This window comes from Rhabdothermincola salaria, assembly GCF_021246445.1.
GTDB classification, from domain to species: Bacteria; Actinomycetota; Acidimicrobiia; order Acidimicrobiales; family Acidimicrobilacustridaceae; genus Rhabdothermincola_A; species Rhabdothermincola_A salaria.
This window is the reverse complement of record NZ_JAJQXW010000001.1, coordinates 1,626,684-1,651,776: the sequence shown is the minus strand read 5'-3', so window position 1 is coordinate 1,651,776 and position 25,093 is coordinate 1,626,684. Positions and strand designations below refer to the sequence as shown.

Genomic DNA, 25,093 nt, shown 5'->3' with positions numbered 1-25,093 from the left:
GTCAGCCGTCGTCAGCGGTGGGCGCCGGTCACCGCCCAGGCGTCGCCCCGCCAGCGGTGCCACAGCAGCACCAGCCGGGTGACCATCAGCAGCGACAACGCCGCCCACAGCCAGCCGATGCCCAGCCCCAGCAGGGCCACCGCCGCCGCGCAGGGGACGAACACGAGGGCGGCCACCCCCATGGCCCGGGCCAGGAACGCCATGTCGGCCGCGCCGATGAGCAGACCGTCGAGCACGAAGACCACGCCGTTCACCGGTTGGATCACGGCCACCCAGAGCAACACGAACCCGGCGAGGGCGACCACCTCCGGATCGGTGCTGAACAGCTGTCCCAACCACGGGTGGGCCCCGGCGACGACGACGCCCAACACCACCCCGGCGGCCAGCCCCCACCCGAGGAGGCGTCGGCCGGCGGCCCGGGCCTCGGCGACCGAGCCGGCGCCCAGGTAGCGCCCGATCATGGCCTGGCCGGCGATGGCCAGGGCATCGAGGATCAGGGCCAGCAGGGCCCAGATCTCGAAGGCGATCTGATGGGCGGCGACGTCGACGGTGCCGATGCGGGTGGCCACCGCGGTGGCCACCAGCAACGAGCCGCGCAGGGCGGCGGTGCGCCAGAACAGGTCCCGCCCCACCACCGCCAGGCGCACCACCGTTCTGGGATCGACGCCGAGCGGCACCTGGTGGCGGCGCACGGCCCGGGCCGTCCACCACACGTACACGCCGGCCGAGAGCCACTGGGCCACCACCGTCGACGCCGCCGATGCGCCGACCCCGAGATCGAGCACCACGACCCACCACAGCCCGAGGACCAGGTTCAACAGCGCGGAACCGGCCGCCACCAGCAACGGGGTGCGGGTGTCCTGCAGACCCCGCAGGTAGCCGGTGCCGGCCAGCACCATGAGCATGGCGGGCACGCCCAGCAGGCTGATGCGCAGGTACAGCTCGGCCTGGGTGCGCACGTCGCCCGTGGCCCCGAGCAGCCCGACGAGGGGCCCGGAGGCGAAGGCGGTGACGACGGCGACCGCCACGCCGAGACCCAGGGCCAGCCACAGGCCCTGCACGGCCTGGTGGGCGGCTTCGCGCTCGTCGCCGGCGCCGATGAGGCGGGCCACCGACGCCGTCGTGCCGTAGGCGAGGAAGATGAAGATGGCGTAGCCCAGCAACAAGATGCTGGTGGCCACGGCCAGGCCGGCGAGGGCGTCGGTGCCGACGGCACGCCCCACCATGGCGGTGTCGGCCAGCACGTAGAGGGGTTCGGCCACCAGGGCGCCGAGCGCCGGCACGGCCAGGCGCAGGATCTCCCGATCGAGGTGCCTCACCGGGGCCGCGGCCACCGCCCGATGGTGGTCACGCCACGTCCTGGCGGGACAGTCGACGGGTGGCGTACACCAGCGCGGCCACGCCGACGAGCGGAGGGACCACCCAGCGGTAGGGCGAGGCCACGGCCGCGAAGCTGAGGGTCACGTCGGCGATGTCGCTGAGGGCCGAGCGGGCATAGGTGCGCACCGCCAGGCGGGCGGCGGTGTCGTTGGCCGTGGCGATGAACCCCTCCCAGATGAAGATGTAGAGCAGTCCCCACACCAACGAGCGGCGCACGCGCAGGCCGAGCGCGCAGAACAGGCCGGTGTAGGCGGTCAGCGCCAACGTGGTGGCCACGACCGTGCCCACGACGAGATCGGCGCCGCCACCGGTGGCCCACGCCGCCACGGCCAGGGGCACCACGACCAGCGGCCAGGCCACGGTCAGCGAGGAGGCGGCGGCGGCCACGACGATGCGGGAGCGACGGACCGGTCGCAGCCACAGGTAGACGAGGGTGCCGTCCTCGTCGAGGTCGCCCAGCGAGGCGGCGGCGAAGACCAGGGCCGTCACCGGGACCAGCAGGGAGAGGCCGAAGGCGTTGACGAAGCGGGCGCCGCGCTCGACCGGTTCGAACGAGGTGGTGGAGCCGATGGCGATGCTCACCACGATGCCGACCGCGCCGATGGCCAGCAGGGCCAGGACCCGGCCCCGGTTGACCTGGGTGCGCAGCAGCAACCGGTAGATGGGCAGGGTGGTGGGGGAGAGGGCCGCCACGTCAGCCCCCCACCAAGTAGCGAAAGACGCTCTCGAGGTCGTCGTCGAGGGGGGCGACCTCGAGCAAACGGGCGCCGTGCTCGGCGGCGACGACCGGCACCTCTCGGCGCAGGCGGGCCGCATCGGTGGTGTCGACGACCACGGTGTCGTCGCCGGTGAGACGGATGGCGACCACGACGCCTCGGTGGAGCAGCCCGCTGGCCAGCGCCCGGGGGGCGTCGCTGCGCAGCCGCACCCGGTGGGGACGGTCGTCCATGAGGTCGCGGATGGCGTGGAAGTCGCCCTCGGCGGCCAGGCGGCCCTGGGCCATGACCAGGACCCGGCTGCCGAAGCGTTCGACCTCGTCGAGGACGTGGCTCGACACCACCACCGTCTTGCCCTCTGCCCCCAGACGTTGGAACAGCCCGATGAGGTGGATGCGCTGGCGGGGGTCGAGGCCGGTGAGGGGCTCGTCGAGCACCACCACCTCGGGGTCGTGGACGATTGCCTGGGCCACCTTGGCCCGTTGGCGCATGCCCTTGGAGAAGCCGGCGATGGGGCGGGGCTCGTCGGGGTCGAGCTCGACGATGGCGAGCGCGTCGCGGGCGGCGCCCTCGGGGTCGTCGCGGCGGTGCAGCACGGCGGCGAGGCGCACGAACTCGAGGGCTGAATAGCCCTCGAAGAGGGTCTCTTGCTGGGGGACCAGACCGATGCGTCCGGTCAGCTCAACGTCGCGGCGGGGGTTGCCTCCGAGCACGGTGACGGTGCCCTGCGACGGTGGGGTGAGCCCGCACAGCAGGCGCATCATGGTCGACTTGCCGGCGCCGTTGGGGCCCAGGAGGGCGGTGACGCCCGGCCCCACGTGGAAGGTCACGTCCGACACCGCCACCAGGTCCCCGAACCACTTCGAGACGTGGTGGACGACGATGCGGGCGTCGGGCGGCACCGGCGGGTCGGGCGGGCCCGGCGGGGGCGGGCGACCGTCGGTCGGAGGCGGAGGGAGCGGGGTCACCGGGTGACCGTCATCCTGCGGTAGCGCAGCCAGGTGAACCCGGCGAACAGGGCGGTCCACCCGGCGTAGAGGGCGACGATGGTGCCGGTGGCGATGTCGCGGGCCGAGGTGATGCCGCTGGGCTCGTCGTAGATGCGGGCGACCAGCTCGAAGGGGAGCTGGACCAGGTTGAGGCCGAAGGCGATGTCGGGGGCGGCGGCACTGGTGAGCAGCGCGTCAGACACGGCGGTGCTGGCCAACAAGATGAGGATGATCGCCGCCGAGGCTGCCGCCTTGCGCGACGTGGTGGAGGCCACGGCCAGGGAGAGGGCGGCCTGCACCACGGCCACGGCCAGCCCCCCGAGGACCATCTGGAGCAGCAGCTCGGCCACCGCGGCCGGGCCGTCGGGCCCGCGTCCCACGATGACGAACCCGGCCAGCATCAACAGCAGCGGACCGAGCGTGACGAGGGCCAGCAGCACGACCACGGCGACGGCCTTGCCCAAGAGGTAGGTGTTGCGGGTGAGCGGTGACGCCAGGTAGAGCCCGAGCATGCCGGTGCGCCGGTCGGTGCACAGCAGCTCGGGAGCGACGAACGCGGCGAACACGACGATGGCGGCCGAGATGAACCCGTAGTAGTCGACGTAGGTAGGCAGGACGCCGGCGTTGTCGAGCAGCACGTCGGGCAGCAGCACGCTGATGCCCACGAAGACGATGGCGGGGACGTAGGCGATGAACACCGCCAGCAGGGGCAGCACCTTCTGCCAGACCGGCCGCTTGAGGCCGAGCGCCCGTTGGGTGGAGTGCACCACCAGCGAACGCACCGCCCCCCGCACGCCGGTACGGGGGCCGGTGTAGGCGCGGTAGCCGCGATCGAGGATGCGGGCGTCGCTCACGCGCCGACCTCCAGGAAGACGTCCTCGAGGCGGACGGTGCGGTCGCTCAGCCGTCGCACCCCCACCCCGGCGGCCACGACCGCGTCGCGCACGGCGTCGTGGATCACCACGTCGCCGGGCGGGCCCGAGCCGTCGGCCTCGGTGACCATGAGGCGCAGGCCGTCGACGGCGACCTGCAGGCCCGCGGCCCGCAGGCGGGCGGCCACGTCGTCGACGCTGGCGTCGACCTCGACCACGACCCCTCGTCCCTGGCCGGTGAGCTCGGTGAGGGGTCCGGCCGCCACCACCTGGCCGGCCCGCAGGATGACGGCGGCGTCGCAGGTGCGCTCGACCTCCTCGAGCAGGTGCGAGGAGATCACCACGTGGATGCCGAACTCGGTGCCCACCCGCCGGATGAGGGCCAGCATCTCGTCGCGCTGCACCGGGTCGAGGCCGTCGGTGGGCTCGTCGAGCAGGACGAGCGCGGGGTCGTGGGCGATGGCCTGGGCCAGCTTCACCCGCTGGCGTTGGCCGGTCGACATGGTGCCGACCGGCCGGAAGCGCTCCTCGCCCAGGCCCACCTGCCAGAGGGCGTCGCTGGCCCGGGCCGTCGCCTCGCGGTGGGGCAGCCCGTGGATCTCGGCCAGGTGGCGGACCAGGTCGTGGGCCCGCGTGTCGGGAGGCAGGAGGTGGTGCTCGGGGGAGTAGCCGATGCGCGCCCGCACCGCCGGCCCGGCCACGGTGGGGTCGAGGCCCAGGACCCGCAGCCGCCCGTCGTCGGGGCGGTGCAGGCCGAGGAGGAGCCCCATGAGGGTGGTCTTGCCCGCCCCATTGGCGCCGAGCAGGCCGGTGATGCCGGCCCCGATCGCGAACGTGGCCCCGTCGAGGGCGGTCACCGCTCCGAATCGACGGGTGACGCCGGTCGCGGTGATGACGGCGTCGGCGATGACGGTGCCCGACGGGGCCGTACCGCCCGTCGGGGCAGCCGGTGGGGAGTGGTCCGTCATCGCCAGCGGAGCCTAATCTCGGCCCATGACCGACCCGATGAAGCCCCGCTCCCACGAGGTCACCTCCGGCAAGGAGCGGGCCCCGGCCCGGGCCATGTTGCGGGCCATCGGCATGGGCGACGACGACTGGGAGAAGTCCCAGGTCGGGGTGTGCTCGTCGTGGAACGAGGTCACGCCCTGCAACCTGCCGCTCGACCGCCTGGCCAAGCGGGCCAAGGACGGTGTTCGCGCCGCCGGGGGCTTCCCCATCGAGTTCGTCACCATCGCCGTAAGCGACGGCATCTCCATGGGCCACGAGGGCATGCGGGCGTCGTTGGTGAGCCGCGAGGTCATCGCCGACTCGGTCGAGACGGTCATGCACGCCGAGCGCTTCGACGCTCTCGTCTCCTTCGCCGGCTGCGACAAGAGCCTCCCCGGCATGCTCATGGCCTCGGCCCGCCTCAACCTGCCCGCGGTGTTCGTCTACGGCGGGTCGATCCTGCCCGGCAACGCCAACGGCCAGGTCCTCGACATCGTGTCGGTCTTCGAGGCGGTGGGGGCCGAGGCCACCGGCGCCATCACCGCCGAGCAGCTCGACGCCATCGAGCGCAACGCCTGCCCCACCGAGGGCAGCTGCGCCGGCATGTTCACCGCCAACACCATGGCCTCCATCGGCGAGGCCCTCGGGATGTCGCTGCCCGGTTCGGCGTCACCGGCCGCCGTCGACCGCCGGCGCGACGACTACGCCAAGGCGTCCGGCGAGGCGGTCATGGAGCTGCTGCGCCAGAACATCCGCCCCCGCCAGATCATGACCAAGCAGGCGTTCGAGAACGCCATCGCCGTCACCATGGCCCTCGGCGGTTCGACCAACGCCGTGCTGCACCTGCTGGCCATCGCCGCCGAGGCCGGGGTCGAGCTCGAGCTCGACGACTTCAACAAGGTCGCCGCCCGGGTGCCCCACATCGCCGACACCAAGCCCCACGGTCAGTACCACATGGTCGACCTCGACCGGGTGGGCGGCGTGCCCATGGTCATGGCCGAGCTGCTCGAGGCCGGGCTCATCCACGGCGACTGCCTCACCGTCACCGGCAAGACCGTGGCCGAGAACCTCGCCGACATCGGACCTCCCGCTCCCGATGGAGCCGTGGTGCACCGCCTGTCCGATCCCATCCACGCCGTGGGCGGCATCGCCGTGCTCACCGGGTCGTTGGCCCCCAACGGTTCGGTGGTCAAGGTGGCGGGCATCGACTTCGACCGATTCGAGGGCAACGCCCGGGTGTTCGACGGCGAACAGGCCGCCATGGACGAGATCATGGCCGGCAAGATCCAGGCCGGCGACGTGGTGGTCATCCGCTACGAGGGTCCCAAGGGCGGCCCGGGCATGCGCGAGATGCTCGCCGTCACCGGCGCCATGAAGGGCGCCGGCCGCGGTGGCGACGCCGCCCTCGTCACCGACGGTCGCTTCTCCGGTGGCACCCACGGCTTCTGCATCGGCCACGTGGCCCCCGAGGCCGTCGACGGCGGGCCCATCGCCTTCGTGCGCGACGGTGACCGCATCGTCATCGACACGGTGAGCCACACCATCGACCTCCTCGTCGACGACGCCGAGCTCGAGCGTCGTCGGGCCGAGTGGAAGCTCCCCGAGCCCCGCTACACCAGCGGTGTGCTGGCCAAGTACGCCAGCCTGGCCCAGGGCGCCGAGAAGGGCGCCATCACCCTGCCGAAGTAGCTCGGCGAACGAGCGACGGCGGGTCCGGCTGCCGGCGTCACCATCGACGACGCCCGTCCGGGCTCACGGCACTGCGCGTCTCGGGGTCGGCGGAAGCACGGGCGCTGGTGGGGGTCAGCGTCGCGGCGACGCCGGCCTTCGCGCCGGCGCCCGCCGTGCTTCGAGACGATCCCGATCGGGTGTCGGGTCGGTCACCTGCTGGGCACTGGCGGGATCCCGGCGCGGCAGTTGCCCGGCCCACTACTGTTCGTCCGACTCGAACTCGATGGAGGAACCGTGATGCGACGGACTCGACGTGGTGTGACCGCAGCGGCCGTGGCCGTGGCCTCGGTGCTGGTGCTGCCGGCCACCGCTGGCGGCCAGTCCTTGGAGCCGGTGGTGGAGGGCTTCGAGGTGCCGGGCGTGCTCGACTGGATCGTCCCGACCGGGATCTGCGAGATCGATGTCGAGGCCTGGGGTGCCTCGGGCGGCTACGACGAGGGGGGCCCCGAAGGCGGCCTCGCGGCCGGTCTCGGTGCGCGGGTGCTGGCGACGGTCACCGTGACGCCGGGCGACGAGCTCGTGGTGGTCGTCGGCGGCCAGGGGCAAGACGCCGTGGAGGGCATCGGCGGCGCTGGCGGTGTCGGTGGCGGCGGCGACGGTGGCACCGCGCAGGAGGTCACCTCGGGCGGTGGCGGCGGTGGCGGTCTCTCCGGGCTGATCCCCGACGGACCCGAACCCCTCGTCGTGGCCGGCGGCGGGGGCGGTGTCGGGGGTTTCGCCGGCGTGGGTGAAGGCGACGGTGGCGACGGGGGCGAGGTCGGGGTGGCCGGTGCCGACGGCAGCGAGGCCGCCACCACCGGCGGTGGCGGCGGCACCCAAGCGGCCGGGGGCGCGGCGGGCGTCGACTACAGCGGCAGCGTCACCGCCGGCGCGGGTGTCACGTTCGACGGCGGCGACGGTGGCGACGGCACGGTCGACAACACCCCCGACCTCTACAACGGCGGCGGCGGTGGCGGCGGCGGCGGCTACTTCGGTGGCGGCGGCGGCGGCGCCGTGGTGAGCGGGGGTGGTGCCGCCGCAGGCGGCGGTGGCGGCTCCAGCTACGGCCCGGCCGGCGCAGTGTTCGAGACCGGGTTCAACGAGGGCGATGGTGCCCTGGTCATCAGCTACGACCCGGCCGACCAGCCCGCGGACTGCGGTGTGGCTCCCACCACCACCACCACGTCCACCCCCACGCCGAGCACCACTACGGCCGCTCGGCCGGCCGTGGTCACCCCCCGCTTCACCGGCTGATCGCTCGTCGCACCAGCCAAGCGTCGTCCTCGGTGGCGGGCCCTCGGGCCCGCCACCGTCGCGTTCGGCTGGGCCTCGCTGTCGGCCCGAGTTGCCGCCGGCGCAGCGGGCCTGGCACACTGGTCGGCCTATGAGCCCCGCGGACATCATCGTCATCTCGCTCGTAGTACTCCGCTAGCGCACGCCGGCCTCTCTCGCCGCGTGCGCGTCCCCGACCTCCCACTTGCGGGAGGTCGGTTGCGTTTTCGCCGCCGAGCGGCCGCCTCCCCGACCGTCCAGCCCCACCTCCCCACGCCACCACGCCCCGCACCGAGGACCACACCATGAAGACCAACGGCGGTTCCGCCCTCATCAAATCTCTCGAGCTGGAGGGGGTCGACGTCATCTTCGGCCTGCCCGGCGGCGCCATCCTGCCGGTGTACGACCCCATCATCGACTCGCCGATCCGCCACATCCTGGTGCGCCACGAGCAGGGCGCCGGCCACATGGCCGAGGGGTACGCCCACGTCACCGGCCGCCCCGGCGTGGCCATGGTGACCTCCGGGCCGGCGGCCACCAACATCGTCACCCCGCTGGCCGACGCCTACATGGACTCGGTGCCGCTCGTGGTGATCACCGGCCAGGTCGCGTCCAAGGCCATCGGCACCGACGCCTTCCAGGAGGTCGACACCGTCGGCATCACCCGGTCGGTGACCAAGCACAACGAGCTGGTCACCCGGGCCGAGGACATCCCCCGGGCCATCCGGGAGGCCTTCCACATCGCCACCACCGGGCGCCCCGGGCCGGTGCTGGTCGACATCCCCAAGGACATCGTCGACCCCACCAACCCGGCCTCCGCGCTCGACTGGTACTGGCCCGAGACCGTCGACATGCCCGGCTACAACCCCCGCATGGAGGGTGATCCGGACCTGGTGAGGGCTGCCGCCGAGCTCATCGGCACCGCCCGGCGCCCGGTCATCTACGCCGGTGGCGGCATCCTCAAGGCGCGGGGCGCCGAGGCGCTCACCGCCCTGGCCGAGCTGCTCGACCTCCCGGTCGTCACCACCCTCATGGCCCGCGGCGCCATCCCCGACGATCACCCGTTGTGCCTGGGCATGCCGGGCATGCACGGCAACTACACGGCGGTCACCGCCATGCAGGAGTCGGACCTGCTCATCGCCCTCGGCTCGCGCTTCGACGACCGGGTCACCGGCAAGCTCGACGGGTTCGCCCCCGACGCCAAGATCATCCACGTCGACATCGATCCCGCCGAGCTGGGCAAGGTCCGCCGGCCCGACGTGGCCATCACCGGCGACGCCCGCCTCGTCATCGAGGAGCTCATCGTGGCGTTGAAGGAGCTCGGCGCCCCCGGGAACCAACCGGACCGCTCCGAGTGGCGCTCCACGGTGAGCGGCTGGCAGGAGAAGCACCCCATCAGCTACGAGCAGTCCGAGCCCGGTGAGCTGTTGAAGCCCCAGTACGTCCTCGAGCAGCTGCGCGACAACACCCCCGACGACACCATCGTCGCTTCCGGGGTGGGCCAGCACCAGATGTGGACCTCGCAGTACTGGAAGTTCAACCACCCCTACACCTGGGTGAACTCCGGGGGGCTGGGCACCATGGGCTTCGCCGTGCCTGCGGCCATCGGGGCCAAGGTCGGCCGCCCCGACAAGATGGTGTGGGCCGTCGACGGCGACGGCTGCTTCCAGATGACCGCCCAGGAGCTGGTCACTGCGGCGGCCGAGCGCATCCCGGTGAAGATCGCCATCTTGAACAACGCCTACCTCGGCATGGTGCGCCAGTGGCAGGAGATGTTCTACGAGGAGCGCTACAGCGAGGTGTACCTCTCGCCCGACCTGCCCGACTACAAGATGTGGGCCGAGGCCATGGGGTGCGTGGGCATGCGGGTCGAGTCACCCGAGGAGGTGCTGCCCGCCATCGAGAAGGCCAACAGCATCGATGACCGGCCGGTCGTCATCGACTTCCGCACCGACGCCCGGGAGAAGGTCTTCCCGATGGTCCCCTCCGGCAGGACCAACTCCGAGATCGTCATCGGCCCAGGGGAGTCCTGATGCCCACGTCCACCCGTCGCCAGCACATCCTCTCGGTTCTCGTCGAGGACAAGCCGGGCGTGCTCGCCCGCGTGTCGAGCCTCTTCGCCCGCCGGGGCTACAACATCCACTCCCTCGCCGTGGCCCCCACCGACGACGAGCGCTTCAGCCGCATCACCGCGGTGGTCGACGTCGAGAAGGCACCCCTCGAGCAGATCGTCAAGCAGCTCGACAAGCTGGTGAACGTGGTCCAGATCGACGAGCTGGCTCCCGGCGACGCCGTGGAGCGCGAGCTGCTGCTGGTCACCGTGGAGGCACCGCCTGAGACGCGCGGCCAGGTCATCGAGCTCATCGGCGTGTTCGAGGGTCGCGTCGTCGGGGTCGGCTTCGACGAGATCACCCTGGTGCTCGAGGGCCACCCCCAGAAGCTCGACGACTTCGCCGAGCTCATCGCCAACTACGGCGTGGTCGCGCTCCAGCGCACCGGCCGGGTGGCCCTGCCCCGCATCGAGCGGCGATCCCCGGAGCTTTCCGCCGTCGCCGACGCGTCCTAACCTCTCCCGGTTCCCCGGACGCGCCGCGACGCGCCCGCCTCTTCTCCCCGTAATCCCTCCCAGACTGGAGTTCCCGTGGCCACCGTGTACTACGAAGCCGACGCCGACCGTTCCTTCATCGCCGACCGCAAGGTGGCGGTGATCGGCTACGGCTCCCAGGGCCACGCCCACGCCCTCAACCTCAAGGAGTCGGGCGTCGACGTCGTCGTCGGCCTCCGCGAGGGCTCGAGCTCCAAGGCCAAGGCCGAGGCCGAGGGCCTGAAGGTCCTCCCGATCGGTGAGGCCACCGCGTGGGCCGACGTCATCATGATCCTGCTGCCCGACACCGAGCAGAAGTCCGTCTACGACGCCGAGATCGCCCCCAACCTCTCCGAGGGCGACGCCATCTTCTTCGCCCACGGCTTCAACATCCGCTTCGGCCGCATCGTGCCGCCCGCCGGCGTCGACGTCGCCATGGCCGCCCCCAAGGGGCCGGGCCACCTCGTGCGCCGCACCTACACCGAGGGTGGCGGCGTGCCCTGCCTCATCGCCGTGGAGCAGGACGCCACCGGCCACGCCCGCGACCTGGCCCTGGCCTACGCCGACGCCATCGGCGGCACCCGGGCGGGGGTCATCGAGACCACCTTCACCGAGGAGACCGAGACCGACCTCTTCGGCGAGCAGGCCGTGCTGTGCGGCGGCCTCACCGCTCTGGTGCAGGCCGGGTTCGAGACCCTCACCGAGGCCGGCTACCAGCCCGAGATGGCCTACTTCGAGTGCCTCCACGAGGTGAAGCTCATCGTGGACCTCATGTACGAGGAGGGCATCGCCGGCATGCGCTACTCCATCTCCGACACCGCCGAGTACGGCGACGTCACCCGCGGTCCCCGCGTCATCACCGCCGACACCAAGGCCGAGATGAAGAAGATCCTCGCCGAGATCACCTCGGGGCAGTTCGCCGAGGAGTGGATCGCCGAGTCGGAGTCGGGCCGCGAGAAGTTCAACTCCCTGCGCAAGGCCGGCGCCGAGCATCCCATCGAGGCCACCGGCAAGGAGCTGCGAGGCATGATGCCGTGGATCTCCGCCGGTCGGAAGAGCGTCTCGGAGACCTCCGGCGGCGCCCAGGGCTGAGTCCCTGGCGGCGCGGAGCGCCGCGTGTGGCGGGGTCGCTGGCGCTCCCGACCCGCCACCTGACTGCGATCGTGCCCGGGGCTCACGTGCTCCCGCGTGACGGCGGTGCGGGAGCAGTGACACGTGATGCCTCATGTCGAGGGTCGGCCCTGCTGGGGGCCGGCCCTCCTCGCGTCCCGGGGGATGGGGGCCCGTCCGTCCGGGGGTGCGAGCATGGGGTGGTGACCTCGACGGGTGGGCTGACCGAGCGACGGGTGCGCCTCGCCCACGGCGACGAGGTCGACCCGGCATGGAACGCCCGACGCCCGGAGCTGGCCTTCGCCGTCAACGCCGTCTCGTTGCTCATGCCCTACGCCGAGCCGTACTTCGTGCGGGCGGTCCGGGGGGTGGCGCACGACCTCGACGAGCCGCTGCGGTCCACGGCGGTGGCCTTCTGCGCCCAGGAGGCGCGCCACCACGGCGAGCACCGCCGCTTCAACGACCGCCTCACCGTCGATCGGCCGGGCCTCGTGCGCGTCGAGGGGTGGGCGAGGCGGTCCTACGGATGGCTCGACCGCACCCGCAGCACCCGCTTCAGCCTGGCCTTCGCCGCCGCGTCGGAGACGATCGCCTTCAGCATCGCCCGGTGGGCCGACCGCCACGACCGCGTGCTCTTCGACGGGGTGGAGCCGTCGACAGCCGCGCTGTTCCGCTGGCACCTGGCCGAGGAGGTGGAGCACAAGAGCGTGGCCCACGACGTGTACGAGGCCGTCGACGGGTCCCGCCTGCGCTACGCCCTGGCGGCGTTCACCACGCTGTCGCTGCTGGCCTGGTTCACCGTGCTGGCCGTCCTCGCCCAGCTCTGGGGATCGCGGTGGCGCTGGTCGCCGTTGCCCTGGCTGCGCCTCGTGCCCTGGGCGGTGAGCATCGGCTTCGTCACCGTCCCCAACCTCGTGGTGGCCAGCTTCCCCGGCCACCATCCCCGCGACTTCACCGACCCACCGGGGCTCGTCACCTGGCTGCGCTACTTCGATCCCGCCACCGGCACCGTCCCCCTCCTCGAGGGCGACCTGCCGGACAGGTGAGCGGTCCGCCCGCGGTCGACCGGGGCCGCGGCCCGGCCCCGAGCACCATCCGGGCCCAGCGCCACGGTGACGCGCCTAAGCTTCCCGGCCATGAGTGCCCCCTCGCCCTTGGCCGTGATCGCCCGACCGCGCACCCTGATGGCGGTGCTGGTCGCCGTCGCTCTCGTGATGTCCACCTGGTTGGTGGCCCGGCCCGCCTCGGCGGCCGCTCCGGCGCCCACGGTGCACTACACCTTCGACGGCACCGTCACCGACCAGGCCGGCGGCAGCACGCTCAAACCCGTCCCCGCGTGCCCGGACAACCCGTGCAACACCTCCAGCGGGTTCGGCTCCGACGGCAACGGCGGCTTCTGGGAGTGGACCTCCAGCGGGCTCAACGGCGGAGGGTTCCGCGTCAACACCAGCGCGCCGATCGGCGACACGTACACGCTCGCCCTCAAGTTCTCGTTCTCCCAGGTCAGCAGCTACCGCAAGATCATCGACTACGAGAACCAGACGTCGGACAACGGCTTCTACTTCTACGACGGCTTCCTCGAGTTCTACCCCTTCTCCGAGACCAGCCCGTCGGCCTACCCGGCGAACACCGTGCTCGACCTGGTGGCCGTGCGCCAGAGCACCGGTGGGGTGAGCGGCACCTTCACCGTCTACGCCGTGGGCGGCGACGGGAACCTCACCCAGGTGTTCACCACCAACGACCCCACCGGTGAGTCCCTGGCCATGGGCAACGGCAAGGGAGGCACGCTCCTCGGCTTCTTCTTCGACGACAACGTGGTCGACGAGGAAGCCACCCCCTCGGGCAAGGTGTACGACCTGCGCATCTGGTCCGGCACCGCCCTCACCCCCGAGGAGCTCGAGGAAGAGGTCCTGCCGCCGACCGCCCCCACGGGAGTCACCGCCGTGGCCGGCGACGGACAGGCCACCGTGAGCTGGGACGCCGTGCCCGGCGCCACCTCCTACGAGGCCACCGCCGAACCCGGTGGTGCCGGCTGCACCACCATCGCCCCCGCCACCAGCTGCGTGGTCACCGGCCTCACCAACGGCACGACCTACGCCTTCGTGGTCAATGCCATCAGTGACGGCGGCGTCTCGGCCCCTTCGGTCCTCTCCAACGAGGTCACCCCCTCGGGCTCGGCCACGCCGACCACCACCGGCGGCACCGGCGGCGCCGGCGGCACCGGCGGTTCGGGTGGTGCCGGCGGCACGGCCGCCAACCCGGTGGCGGTCACGCCCCGCTTCACCGGCTGAGCGACGCCTGTAGGCACCACTGACACCGGGAAGGGCCCGCCCCCCGGCAGGCCCTGTCGCGTCGGGTGGTGAGTGTCGCCGGTCAGGACGAGCGGGTCAGCCGGGCGAGCAGGTCGAGGGTGCGGAGGCGTTCGCCGGGCTCGCCGACCACATTGGCCAGCAGCTCGGTGGCCCCGGCGTCGGCGAGGCCTTCGATGCGGGCGGCCACCGTGTCCTCGTCGCCCAGGACCACCAGGTCGACGGGGTCGGCGATGCCCTCGGCCTCCACCATCCTTCGGTAGGAGTCCATGTGCACCGGTCCCGCCATCATCGGGGCCAACCGCTCGCGGGCGCCGGCGACGTCGTCGGTCACGCAGACCGGCAGCCCCACGATCACCCGGGGGGCGCGGCGCCCCGCGGTCTCGGCCGCCGAGGCCAGGCGGGGCACCACGTCGCGCTCGAGGGCGACGGGCCCGGTCATCCAGGTCACGGTGCCGTCGCTGTGGCGGCCGGCGAGATCGAGCATCTTCGGGCCGAGGGCGGCGACCACCATGCCCGGCGGCGCCACGGGCATGCCCAGGGTGATGCGGGCGGTGAGGTGCTCGCCCTCGACCGCGGCGGTGCGCTCCGGGGCGAGGAGCGCCTCGAGCACCTCGAGGGTCTCGGCGGCCAGGCCCACCACGTCGGCGTACGGGATGCCGAACCACCCCTCGGACACCGGCTTGTGGGTGACGCCGATGCCGAGAGTGACCCGGTCGGCGCCGGCGACGTCGGCCAGGGTGAGGGCCTGTAGGGCGAGGGCGATCGGGTGGCGGCCCTGGATGGGCACCACCGCCGAGCCGACGGCGATGTCGGGCACGCGATCGGCCACCACGGCCAGTGCGGTGAGCGTGTCGAGCGCGGCGGTCTGGGGCACCCAGACGCCGGGGATGCCCAGGTCGGCGGCGGCCTGCACCCGTTCGGTGAGGGCGTCGACGGTGACGGTGTCGTGGCCGGCCCACAAGGAGATGGCGGGGGTCATGTGTCCTCCACGAGCACGGCGGGGATGGGCGCGTGGCCCAGGTTCCCGGGGACGGGCGGATAGGTGGCGCCGGCGACGGCGTCGAGCGAGCGGCAGCGATCGAGCAGCACTTGCACCGAGACGGTGCCCTCCAACCGGGCCAGGGCGGCGCCGGGGCACACGTGGGGGCCGGCTCCGAACGCCAGGTGCCGACGAGGCTCGGGTCGGTCGAGGCGGAAGGCGTCGGGGTCGTCGTAGACGGCTTCGTCGCGGTTGGCCGAGGCGATGCCCATCTCCACCCAGTCGAGGGTGTCGAAGTGCTCGCCGGCGAACTCCACGGCGTGGGTGCAGCGCCGGCTGGTGCGTTGCACGGGCGCGTCGTGGCGCAGCGACTCCTCCACGAAGGTGGGGACCAGGGCCCGGTCGTGGCGCAGCTGGGCGAACAGCTCGGGTTCGGCGACCAGGCGGCCGGCGAGGTGGGTGAGCAGGCCGCGGGTGGTGTGCACACCGGCCTGCACCATGAACTGGAGCTGGGTGAGGATCTCGGTGTCGGTGAGCGGCTCGCCCTCGACCTCGGCGCCGGCCAGCCGGGCGAACACGTCGTCGGGTGGGTCGGGGTCGGCCCGCCGGGCGGCCAGCACCTCGGCGAACCAGCGGTGGGGCTCGTGGGCGTCACCGACGCCCGGGGTGCAGGGTCGCTGCATGATGCGGCCGTCGCCCGACCAGGCCATGAAGTGGGTGGCGGCCTCGGGTTCGAGGCCCATGATGTGGGCCATCACCAGCCCGGGGATCGGCAGCGCGTAGCCGGCGTGGAGGTCCCCCGGTGGGTGGGCCACGAGGTCGTCGACGAGGCGGTGGCAGGTCTGCTCCACGAAGTCGGCCTCCGCCGCGATGCGATGGGGTCCGAAGGTGGCGTTGAACAGCCGACGGATCTGGCCGTGGCGGGGTTCGTCGATCTCGGAGAGGTAGAGCTGCTCGTCGGGGACCTCCTCGACGCCGCCGAGGCCGGAGAGCACACCGAGATCGGCGCGGAAGGTGTCGACGTCCTTGAGGGCGGCCTCGACGTCGGCGTAGCGCGACAGGTAGCGGGCTCCCGTGGGTGTCGGGCACACCGGTTGCTCGGCTCGGATGCGGGCCAGGTGGTCGAAGGGAACACCGTCGACGAGCCACCGCGGGTCGTGGGGGTCGTAGGAGAGCATCGCCGTCGACCCTAGTCACCGACCGCGCCGGTCGAGCTGGAGCCGTCGGCCGCCGGTACGGTGGCGGCGAGCCGCGACCGAGGGGGACGACGTGCACTACCGCAGACTGGGACGAACGGGGCTGCAGGTGAGCCCGTTGTGCCTCGGGGCGATGATGTTCGGCGAGTGGGGCAACCCCGACCACGACGACTCGGTGGCCGTCATCCACGCCGCCCTCGAGGCCGGCATCAACTTCATCGACACCGCGGATGTCTACTCCGCCGGCGAGTCCGAGGAGATCGTGGGCAAGGCCATCGCCGGGCGCCGCGACGAGGTGGTGCTGGCCACCAAGTTCTACGCCCCGATGGGCGAGGGACCGAACCAGGGCGGGGCGTCGCGCCACTGGATCATACGGGAGGTCGAGAACAGCCTGCGCCGGCTGGGCACGGACCACATCGACCTCTACCAGGTGCACCGACCGGACCCGAACATGGACGTCGACGAGACCCTCGCCGCCCTGTCCGATCTGGTCCACCAGGGCAAGGTCCGCTACATCGGCAGCTCCACCTTCCCGGCGTCGGAGATCGTCGAGGCCCAGTGGGTGGCCGAGCGGCGCCACCGCGAGCGCTTCGTGTGCGAGCAGCCGCCGTACTCGATGCTGGTACGCGGCATCGAGGCCGACGTGTTGCCGACCTGCCAGCGCCACGGCATGGGGGTCATCCCCTGGAGCCCCCTCGCCGGGGGCTGGCTGTCGGGCAAGCGTCGCCTCGCCGGCGACGACCCCTCCAGCCACCGAGCCATCCGCACACCGGCCCGCTACGACCTGTCGATCCCCGGGAACAGCCAGAAGCTCGAGGCGGCCGACGCCCTGGGCCGGCTCGCCGACGAGGCCGGGCTCAGCCTGGTGCACATGGCGGTGGCCTGGGTGGCCAACAACCCGGCGGTCACCTCGGCGATCATCGGGCCCCGCACCATGGAGCAGCTGACCAGCCAGCTGGGGGCGGCCGACGTCCGCCTCTCCGACGACGTGCTCGACCGCATCGACGAGATCGTGCCGCCGGGCACCAACTTCACCTGGGCCGACGCCGGGTGGACCCCCCCGATGGTCGGCGACGCTCGCCAGCGTCGCCGCCCGCCCCGGCGCAGCTGACGCACCCGGTCCCTCCCGCCTCGCCCCGCGCGCCCCGACCGTCGAACCTGTCGGGAAAGGGCGCTACCCCTCGGCGCTGTTCCCTGACAGCTTCGGCGGTCTGGCGCTGACCTGTCGCAGGCGCGTGACCGGCGTCTAAATCCGACTTGGTTGGTCAGGATTCGGGGCCGTAGGCTGCCCGCAACCGTCGTCACACGACCGTCGTGGTGACCGTGACCGCACCTCAGGAGAACCGATGAGCGAGCAGTGGGGCTTCGACACCCGCCAGATCCATGCCGGGCAGGAGGCCGACCCCACCACGGGGGCTCGGGCCGTGCCGATCTACCAGACCACCTCGTACCAGTTCCGCGACACCGCCCATGCCGCCAACCTCTTCGCCCTGGCCGAGGTCGGCAACATCTACACCCGCATCATGAACCCCACCCAGGCCGTGTTCGAGGCGCGCATCGCCAGCCTGGAGGGTGCCACCAGCACCGCCATCGGCATCCCCGGAGCGCTGGCCGTGGCCTCGGGCCAGGCGGCCGAGACCTACGCCATCATGAACCTGGCCGAGGCCGGCAGCCACGTCGTGGCCTCGGCGGCCCTGTACGGCGGCACCTACAACCTCCTGCACTACACGCTGCCCAAGTTCGGCATCGACGTGACCTTCATCGACGACCCCGACGACCTCGAGGCGTGGGCGTCGGCCGTGCAGCCCAACACCAAGGCCTTCTACGGCGAGAGCATCGGCAACCCTCGCAACGACGTGCTCGACATCGAGGGCATCTCGAAGGTGGCCCACGACAACGGTGTGCCCCTCATCATCGACAACACCGTCGCCTCGCCGTGGCTCATCCGACCCCTCGAGTGGGGCGCCGACATCGTGGTGCACTCCGCCACCAAGTTCATCGGCGGCCACGGCACCTCCATCGGCGGCGTCATCGTCGACGGCGGCAGCTTCGACTTCTCGGCCAACGACAAGTTCCCCATGTTCACCGAGCCCGACCCGAGCTACCACGGCCTCACGTACTGGCCGGCGCTCGGCCCCGGCGCCTTCATCATCAAGGCCCGCGTGCAGCTCCTGCGCGACATGGGCGCGGCGATCACGCCCTTCAACTCCTTCCTGTTCCTCCAGGGTGTCGAGACGCTGAGCCTGCGCATGGAGCGCCACAACACCAACGCCCAGGCCGTAGCCGAGTACCTCGCGAACCACGACCAGGTGGAGTCGGTGCAGTTCTCCGGTCTGCCCGGCTCGCGCTGGCACGAGCGCATGCAGCGCTACGGCCAGGGCAAGGGCGCCGGCTCGGTGCCGGCCTTCGTGATCAAGGGCGGCAAGGAGGCCGGCCAGAAGTTCGTCGAGGCGCTGGAGCTGCACAGCCACGTGGCCAACATCGGCGACGTGCGCAGCCTCGCCATCCACCCGGCCAGCACCACCCACTCGCAGCTCACCGAGGTGGAGCAGGTCTCCGCCGGCGTGGAGCCCGGGCTGGTGCGGCTCTCGGTGGGCCTCGAGGACGTCGCCGACATCATCGCCGACCTCGACGCCGGGTTCGCCGCCGCTCGCTCCTGAGCACCGCCGATCCGAGTCCGGGCACCCTCGTGGGCGCCCGCTGAGCCTGCCCGGGGCACGTACGCTCGTCGTCGTTCCCCGGGCAGTTCCGCGTCCGGGGTCGGAGGAGGGGACCGACGTGGGTGATGCAACCGGGGCGACCGACGCGCCCGAGCCGCTGGGGTTCGACGGCCAGGTGGCGGTGATCACGGGCGCCGGCGGTGGTCTGGGTCGCGCCTACGCCCTGCTCCTGGCCCGACGGGGCTGCCGGGTGGTGGTCAACGAGGTCGGGCTCCGCCACGGCGATGACGTCCCCACCGCCGAGTCGGTGGTGGCCGAGGTGGAGGCGGTCGGCGGAGTGGCCGTCGCCGACACCCACGACGTGATCACCGCCGGCGCCGACGTGGTGGCCACCGCCCTCGACGCCTTCGGCGGGGTCGACATCGTGATCAACAACGCCGGCATCGGGGCCGGCACCCCGATCGGGCCCGATGCGGCCGACGAGTGGCGGCCCACCATCGACGCCACCCTGCAGGGCTCCATCGCCGTCACCGGCGCCGCCTGGCCCAGCCTCGAGGCCCGCGGGGGAGGTCGGGTGGTCATGACCTCCTCGTGCGCCATGTTCGGCGCCTCCACCACCCCGCCGTACTCGACGGCCAAGTCGGCGCTGTACGGCCTCACCCGTTCGTTGGCGGGACAGGGTCGCCGGTCGAGGATCAGCGTCAACGCGATCATGCCCTCCGCCTACACCCGTCTCACCCGTTCCCTGCCCGACGGCCCGATGAAGCAGATGTTCGCCGAGCACTTCCCACCCGAGGCGGTCGCCTCGTTCGTGGCCTGGCTCTGCCACCCCTCGTGTGAGGTCTCGGGGGAGTCGTTCTCGGTCGGTGGGGGTCGTGCCGCTCGGGTCGTGCTGGGCGAGAACCGAGGGGTCCGGCTCGACGACGAGGCCGACCCGGCCGGCTGGGGCGCGTTGGTCGACGACCTGATGGCCACCGACGAGGTGGTGTACCCCCGGTCCATGAACGACGAGGTCACCTGGCAGGCCCACACGCTGGGTCGCCCGGTGCCGGCCGAGCTGGGCCCCGGGGGAGCGCTCGACTGGGACCGCCGTCCCCGCTGACGGCGACGAGAAACCGTGGGCCAGGCCCCCGAGCCCTGACGACCCGCGCCTCACCGGGCCGATCGCTGCCCTCGCCACGGCACCGCCAGGGTTCCGCAAGGACTTCGGCGCCCGCCCGGGGCGATGGTGGACCCAGCGGTGCGAGGACGCACCGCAGCTCGACCAGGGAGGCAGTCATGCAGGACACGACCACCACCACCAACACCCTCACCGTGGACCCGGAGGCCCTGCGCGCCGAGGTGCGCACCAAGTACACCGATGTGGCCACCGACCCGGGGGCCGGGTACCACTTCCACACCGGACGGCCGCTGGCCGAACGGCTCGGGTACCCGACCGACCTCTTGGCCGAGCTGCCCGACGATGCCGTGGCCAGCTTCGCCGGTGTCGGCAACCCGTTCTCGGCCGCTCCGCTGCCCGAGGGCGCGAACGTCGTCGACCTGGGCTCCGGTGGCGGCTTCGACTGCGTGGTCGCCGCCCACGTCGTGGGTCGCCAGGGCCACGTCATCGGCGTCGACATGACCGAGGCGATGCTCGAGCGGGCCCGCCGGGTGGCCAGCACCCTGGGGCTCGACACCATCGACTACCGGGCCGGGATCCTCGAGGACCTGCCGGTTCCCGACGGTTGGGCCGACGTGGTGATCAGCAACGGCGTGTTGAACCTCGTCGCCGACAAGGCCCGGGTCTTCGGCGAGGCGCGGCGGGTGCTGCGGCCCGGCGGGGTGCTCCAGTTCGCCGACATCGCCGTGGGTCGCGACGTCCCCGACGAAGCCCGCAGCGACATCGGGCTGTGGACCGACTGCATCGCCGGCGGCCGGTCGGTCGACGAGTGGTGCGCGGCGATCGAAGAGGCCGGCTTCACCGGCTTGTCGGTGGGGATGGCCGTCGACACCTTCGGAGGAGCCCCGGGTGAGGAGCGGGCCCGTTCCTTCGACGTCTACAGCCACACGTTCCGCGCCCGGCGCCGCTGAGGGCCGGGCCGGGCCGCCGGGTCAGGCCCCATCGGGGTCTGGCTCCGGTGGCTCCTCCCGGGCCAGCACCCGCGCCAGACCCCCGATGGCGGCCTCGGCGGCGTCCGGCGGGCGCCAGCGGCGTCCTTCCGCGACGAGCTCATCGGCCCGCTCGCCCAGCCTCGCCGACAGCTCGTCGCGCAGCAGCGCCGCGAGCACCTCGGAGAGCCCCACGGAGTAGCCGGATGTCTCCCGCGCCCCGAGGAGGCGAGCCGCCAGATCCACCTCACCGGCGTCGGCGAGGAGGCGGGCGGCCATGACCACGTCGGCGACGACGAGGTTCCACATGCCTCGCTCCTGGTAGCGACCGAGGGTGCGTCGCAGGATGTCCATGGCCTCCCGGGGCGGCCGTGACGGCAGCGCCACCTGGGTCAGGGTGCTCGCCGCCGCCCCCAGGAGCAGCCGGTACTCGCGTGCCAGCGACGTCTCGGCGACGGCCTCGAGCAGCGCGATGGCCCGGACGGGGTCGGAGGCGCACACGCGAAGGCCGGCCGTCAGGACGTCGAGCGTGCCCAGCACGCCGGTGGCGGCGTCGTCGGGCTCGACGGTGGCCGAGGTGACGTCGGTGTCCTGGCGCACGGCGGCCACGATGGCGACGAAGCCATCGGCGTAGCCCCGGTCGAAGCCCCGAGCCGACCGGCTGAGTTCGACCAGCTGGGGAGCCAGCTCGACCACGGTGTCGAGATCACCTCGGTAGTAGGCGGACCACACCAGGGCCATCGCAGTGGGATGGGAGCGGTGGGCCGCGGCCGCCTTGCGGGCGAGCTCGGCGGCGCGCTCGACGTGGCCCTGGTGGGCCAGCATGCGGGAGAGGACGGCCATCGTGTCCGCGTGCAGGTCCGACTGCGGCTCGTCGCCGAACCGTTCGACGGCGCGACCCGCCCAGTCCGCCACCTCGTAGGTGGCTCGCAGCTCGGCGACCTCCACCACGGCCCGCAGCAGGTGGCCCACGGCGTCGACGTCGTCGATGGCGAGCCCGTACCCGACCGCGGCGCGCAGGTTGGACCAGATGGCGGAGAGCTCGGCGATGGCCTCGTCGATGTGGTCCGTCTGGCACCGGGCATCGAGGTGCTCGGCTCGTTGGACGAAGTGGGCGACGTGGCGCCGGCGTCGATCGTCGTCGAGCGGCACCTGCTCGAGCACGAAGTCCCTGACCGAGTCGAGCAACTGGAACTGCGTCCTGCCCCGTTCGGCCGGGCGGGCCACGACGAGCGAGTGGCGCACGAGGCGTTCGACGTGGTCGACCACGTCGAACGGATCGGCGTCGGCCAGGGCGATCATGCGGGCATCGTCGAGGGTGAACGGGCCGACGAGCACGGCGAGGTCGGCGAGCAACGCTTGCTGGACGTCGTCGAGCGCGTCCCAGGAGGTGGCCAGGGCGGCGTGCAGCGAACGCTCGGCCCCCGCGACGGTGGCGCGCAGGAGGCGGAAGCGGTCGCGGAGCAGCGGCACCATCTCCGCCGGCGACAGCACCCGGGTGCGGGCGGCGGCGAGATCCAGGGCCAACGGCACGCCGTCGAGCCGTTCGCAGAGCTCCACCAGGGCGGGGTCGTCCACCTCGACCGTGGCCCCGGCGTCGGCGGCGCCGCGAGCGAAGCACCTGACGGCGTCGTCGAGGGCGAGCGGACCGAGCACCACCACGCTCTCGTCCTCGAGCCCGAGTGGCACCCGGCTCGTGGTCAGGACCCGGACCCCGGGACAGCGGGCGAGCAACCCCGCGACGAGCGGCTCCACGGCCGCGAGCACGTGCTCGCAGTTGTCCAGCAGCACCAGTCCCTGGCGGCGCTCGAGGACGCGCAGGACCGTCTCCATGGGCCCCCCGCCGCCCTGGCGAGCGTGCCCCAGGGCCCGGAGCACGACGTCGCCGACACTCGACGGGTCGCGCGTCTCGGCGAGGTGGCAGACGATCGGGTCGGGGGCGGCCACCTCGGCGATCAGCGTCTCGGCCAACGCCGTCTTCCCCACGCCCGCGGGGCCGGTGATCGTCACCAGCCGGTGGCCGTCCAGTCGTGCGGTGACCTCCCGACGATCCCGGTCCCGTCCCACGAGGTCCCGGCGGCGGGGCAGGGTCCAGTCGGGGAGTCCGGTCCGGGGGAGGTCGGGGCCCGGTCCGTCGAGCTCCTCGGCCTCGGCCACGAATTGGTAGCCCACACGGTGGGCGGTGCGGATGCGGTGCTGGCGCCGGCCGTCGTCGTCGATGGCGGCCCGGGCGTGCTTGATCCGGGTGCTGAGTGCCGATTCACTGACGAAGCGGTCGCCCCAGAGCTCGTCGAGCAGCTCGGTCTTGGGGACGACACGGTCGCGGTTGTCCACCAGGTAGGCCAGCACGTCGAAGGTGCGCGGCTCGAGGTCGACGACGACCCCGCCGCGGGTCAAGGTGCGGGCCCCGGCGTCGATGACGTGGTCGCCGAAACGGGTTCTCGCCGTGCGGGCCTGGGCCATCGAGGATCCCTCCCGGACCAGCCGGGGAGCCCTGCCACGGGGAGTGCCCGCCGAGGCGGGGCTCGATGCGCTCTGTGCAGTCCCTGGTGAACCTACCGCGCCCCGGAGGTTCGCAGCAGGTACGGCTCCTCCGCTGGCCCTTGACCCCGCCATGGAGTGCCGCCAGGGTCGCGGGGGAACGACCCGACGCGGAGGTGCCGCCGATGACGTTCCCGTCGATCACCCACATCGCCCTCACGGTGACCGATCTCGAGCGCAGCGTGCCCTGGTACGCACGGCTCTTCGGCACCGAGCCGGTCATGGACGAGGACACGGGGCCGTTCAGGCACGTCGTCTGGTCGCTCGGCGACACCCTCGTCGGGCTGCACGAGTTCCCAGACGGCCTCGACGACGTCGGTTTCGACGAGCGTCGCCCCGGGCTCGACCACCTGTCCTTCGGGTGTGCCGACCGGCACGAGTTGGAGGATGGGAGACCAGGCTCGACGAGCTCGGCATCCGCCACGGTGGTATCGAGGACGCCAGCTACGGCTCCGGGCTGTCGTTCCGGGACCCCGACGGGCTACCCCTCGAGTTCTTCGCGCCGCCGACCTGAGCGGCCCGGGGGTCGGGCGCCCGGGACGAGGCGGGGCTCAGCTCAGGGCGTCGACCACGTGATCGATGCACGCGGTGAGCGCGGCGACGTCCTCGGGATCGATGGCCGGGAACAGCGCCACCCGGATCTGGTTGCGGCCGAGCTTGCGGTAGGCCTCGGTGTCGACGATGCCGTTCTTGCGCAGCACCTTGGAGACGGTGGTGGCGTCGATGGCGTCGTCGAGGTCGATGGTGGCCACCACGTGGCTGCGGTCGTCCGGGTCCTTCACGAACGGCGTGGCCCACGGCCGGGTCTCGGCCCAGCCGTAGATGGTCTCGGCCGACCGGTCGCAGCGCGACGCCGCCCAGTGCAGGCCACCGTTGTCGTTGATCCACTCGACCTGGTGCACGGCCAGGAACACGGTGGCCAGCGCGGGGGTGTTGTAGGTCTGGTCCTTGCGGGAGTTGTCGAGCGCGGTGGTGAGGCTGAGCGACTCGGGGATCCAGCGATCCGACGCCCCGATGCGCTCGATGCGCTCGACGGCGGCGGGGGAGACCGCGGCCAGCCAGAGCCCGCCGTCGGAGGCGAGGCACTTCTGGGGGGCGAAGTAGTAGACGTCGGTCTGGGCGGGATCGAAGCGCAACCCCCCGGCCGCGGACGTGGCGTCGACCAGTACGAGCGCCTGCTCGGCGGTGGTGCCCTCGGGGCGTACGAGGGGCATGGCCACGCCGGTGGAGGTCTCGTTGTGGGTGAAGGCGTAGACGTCGACGGCGGGGTCGGCCACCGGGTCGGGGTGGCTGCCGGGGTCGACCGACAGGACCTGGGGGTCGTCGAGGAACGGGGCCGCGGCGGCGGCCTTGGCGAACTTGGAGGAGAACTCGCCGAAGGTGAGGTGCTGGCTGCGGCGCTCGATGAGACCGAAGGTGGCGATGTCCCAGAAGAGGGTGGAGCCGCCGTTGCCCAGCATGATCTCGTAGCCGTCGGGCAGGGCGAACAGCTCGGCGAGCCCGTTGCGCAGGCGGCTCACCATGAACTGCACCGGCACCTGGCGATGGCTGGTGCCGAGGTAGTCCTGCTCGGCGGCGAGGGCGGCCACGGCCTCGGGGCGGACCTTGGAGGGCCCGCAGCCGAAGCGGCCGTCGGCGGGCTTGAGGTCGGCGGGGATGGCGATGTCGGGGATGGCGGCGCTCACGTCCGAAGTCTC

The 25,093-nt window shown here is 72.5% G+C and carries 20 protein-coding genes and 1 pseudogene; 12 read left to right on the top strand and 9 right to left on the bottom strand.

The features are described from left to right. Positions 1 to 11: 11 nt before the first annotated feature. From LUW87_RS07660 to LUW87_RS07640, 5 genes are read right to left on the bottom strand one after another with little or no spacing between them, the layout of a single operon-like run. Positions 12 to 1,334, bottom strand: coding sequence for an MATE family efflux transporter (locus LUW87_RS07660; protein WP_232670544.1), 1,323 nt, complete (start codon positions 1,332 to 1,334; stop codon positions 12 to 14). A gap of 13 nt (positions 1,335 to 1,347) precedes the next feature. After that, positions 1,348 to 2,073 carry a hypothetical protein gene (locus tag LUW87_RS07655; protein ID WP_232670543.1) on the bottom strand — a complete coding sequence of 242 codons (726 nt, stop codon included), beginning with the start codon at positions 2,071 to 2,073 and terminating at the stop codon, positions 1,348 to 1,350. 1 nt (position 2,074) lies between these two features. Beyond that, on the bottom strand, positions 2,075 to 3,064 hold the full coding sequence (locus LUW87_RS07650) for an ABC transporter ATP-binding protein (protein ID WP_232670542.1): 990 nt from the start codon (positions 3,062 to 3,064) through the stop codon (positions 2,075 to 2,077). Beyond that, positions 3,061 to 3,939, bottom strand: coding sequence for an ABC transporter permease (locus LUW87_RS18305; protein WP_232670541.1), 879 nt, complete (start codon positions 3,937 to 3,939; stop codon positions 3,061 to 3,063). The genes LUW87_RS07650 and LUW87_RS18305 overlap by 4 nt, the downstream gene beginning before the upstream one ends. Continuing rightward, positions 3,936 to 4,925 (bottom strand): ABC transporter ATP-binding protein, encoded by a 990-nt coding sequence (locus tag LUW87_RS07640; protein WP_232670540.1) that lies wholly within the window; start codon positions 4,923 to 4,925, stop codon positions 3,936 to 3,938. Before LUW87_RS07640 ends, LUW87_RS18305 begins: the two co-directional genes overlap by 4 nt. A gap of 25 nt (positions 4,926 to 4,950) precedes the next feature. Between LUW87_RS07640 and ilvD the strand changes: the two genes are divergently transcribed. The 7 genes from ilvD (at position 4,951) to LUW87_RS07605 (ending at position 13,911) form a co-directional block, all read left to right on the top strand. Further along, on the top strand, positions 4,951 to 6,633 hold the full coding sequence (gene ilvD / locus LUW87_RS07635) for a dihydroxy-acid dehydratase (protein WP_232670539.1): 1,683 nt from the start codon (positions 4,951 to 4,953) through the stop codon (positions 6,631 to 6,633). A 279-nt stretch (positions 6,634 to 6,912) separates the two neighbouring features. Next, entirely contained in the window at positions 6,913 to 7,908 is a 996-nt protein-coding gene (locus LUW87_RS07630; protein WP_232670538.1) for a glycine-rich protein, read from the top strand. Positions 7,909 to 8,231: 323 nt separating this feature from the next. After that, positions 8,232 to 9,959: a biosynthetic-type acetolactate synthase large subunit gene (gene ilvB / locus LUW87_RS07625; protein ID WP_232670537.1), complete on the top strand. Its 1,728-nt coding sequence runs from the start codon at positions 8,232 to 8,234 to the stop codon at positions 9,957 to 9,959. Continuing rightward, a complete protein-coding gene (gene ilvN / locus LUW87_RS07620; RefSeq protein ID WP_232670536.1) occupies positions 9,959 to 10,492 on the top strand; it encodes an acetolactate synthase small subunit in 534 nt (177 codons plus the stop codon). The genes ilvB and ilvN overlap by 1 nt, the downstream gene beginning before the upstream one ends. A gap of 75 nt (positions 10,493 to 10,567) precedes the next feature. Next, positions 10,568 to 11,602, top strand: coding sequence for a ketol-acid reductoisomerase (gene ilvC, locus LUW87_RS07615; RefSeq protein WP_232670535.1), 1,035 nt, complete (start codon positions 10,568 to 10,570; stop codon positions 11,600 to 11,602). Positions 11,603 to 11,823: 221 nt separating this feature from the next. Then, complete coding sequence (locus LUW87_RS07610) at positions 11,824 to 12,666, top strand: metal-dependent hydrolase (protein WP_232670534.1); 843 nt, start codon at positions 11,824 to 11,826, stop codon at positions 12,664 to 12,666. 90 nt (positions 12,667 to 12,756) lie between these two features. Beyond that, positions 12,757 to 13,911 (top strand): fibronectin type III domain-containing protein, encoded by a 1,155-nt coding sequence (locus tag LUW87_RS07605; RefSeq protein ID WP_232670531.1) that lies wholly within the window; start codon positions 12,757 to 12,759, stop codon positions 13,909 to 13,911. Between the two features lie 82 nt (positions 13,912 to 13,993). On the opposite strand, the gene LUW87_RS07600 is transcribed toward LUW87_RS07605, so the two are convergent. Beyond that, positions 13,994 to 14,911 (bottom strand): TIGR03564 family F420-dependent LLM class oxidoreductase, encoded by a 918-nt coding sequence (locus LUW87_RS07600; protein ID WP_232670530.1) that lies wholly within the window; start codon positions 14,909 to 14,911, stop codon positions 13,994 to 13,996. Then, positions 14,908 to 16,089: a cytochrome P450 gene (locus LUW87_RS07595; RefSeq protein WP_232670529.1), complete on the bottom strand. Its 1,182-nt coding sequence runs from the start codon at positions 16,087 to 16,089 to the stop codon at positions 14,908 to 14,910. The genes LUW87_RS07600 and LUW87_RS07595 overlap by 4 nt, the downstream gene beginning before the upstream one ends. 91 nt (positions 16,090 to 16,180) lie before the next feature. On the opposite strand from LUW87_RS07595, the gene LUW87_RS07590 reads away from it, so the two are divergent. The 4 genes from LUW87_RS07590 (at position 16,181) to LUW87_RS07575 (ending at position 20,837) form a co-directional block, all read left to right on the top strand. Beyond that, positions 16,181 to 17,218, top strand: coding sequence for an aldo/keto reductase (locus tag LUW87_RS07590; RefSeq protein ID WP_232670528.1), 1,038 nt, complete (start codon positions 16,181 to 16,183; stop codon positions 17,216 to 17,218). Between the two features lie 235 nt (positions 17,219 to 17,453). Continuing rightward, entirely contained in the window at positions 17,454 to 18,767 is a 1,314-nt protein-coding gene (locus LUW87_RS07585) for a bifunctional o-acetylhomoserine/o-acetylserine sulfhydrylase (protein WP_232670527.1), read from the top strand. A gap of 118 nt (positions 18,768 to 18,885) precedes the next feature. Next, positions 18,886 to 19,869, top strand: a complete 984-nt coding sequence (locus LUW87_RS07580) for an SDR family NAD(P)-dependent oxidoreductase (RefSeq protein WP_232670526.1) — start codon at positions 18,886 to 18,888, stop codon at positions 19,867 to 19,869. A 176-nt stretch (positions 19,870 to 20,045) separates the two neighbouring features. Further along, positions 20,046 to 20,837, top strand: a complete 792-nt coding sequence (locus LUW87_RS07575; protein ID WP_232670525.1) for a methyltransferase domain-containing protein — start codon at positions 20,046 to 20,048, stop codon at positions 20,835 to 20,837. Between the two features lie 21 nt (positions 20,838 to 20,858). Here LUW87_RS07575 and LUW87_RS07570 read toward each other — a convergent pair whose 3' ends face one another. Beyond that, entirely contained in the window at positions 20,859 to 23,318 is a 2,460-nt protein-coding gene (locus LUW87_RS07570) for an ATP-binding protein (RefSeq protein WP_232670524.1), read from the bottom strand. Between the two features lie 203 nt (positions 23,319 to 23,521). Between LUW87_RS07570 and LUW87_RS19160 the strand changes: the two are divergent. Then, positions 23,522 to 23,910 (top strand): annotated as a pseudogene (locus tag LUW87_RS19160) (VOC family protein). A 37-nt stretch (positions 23,911 to 23,947) separates the two neighbouring features. On the opposite strand, the gene serC reads toward LUW87_RS19160, so the two are convergent. Then, positions 23,948 to 25,069 (bottom strand): phosphoserine transaminase, encoded by a 1,122-nt coding sequence (gene serC, locus LUW87_RS07565; protein WP_346742427.1) that lies wholly within the window; start codon positions 25,067 to 25,069, stop codon positions 23,948 to 23,950. Positions 25,070 to 25,093 lie beyond the last annotated feature (24 nt).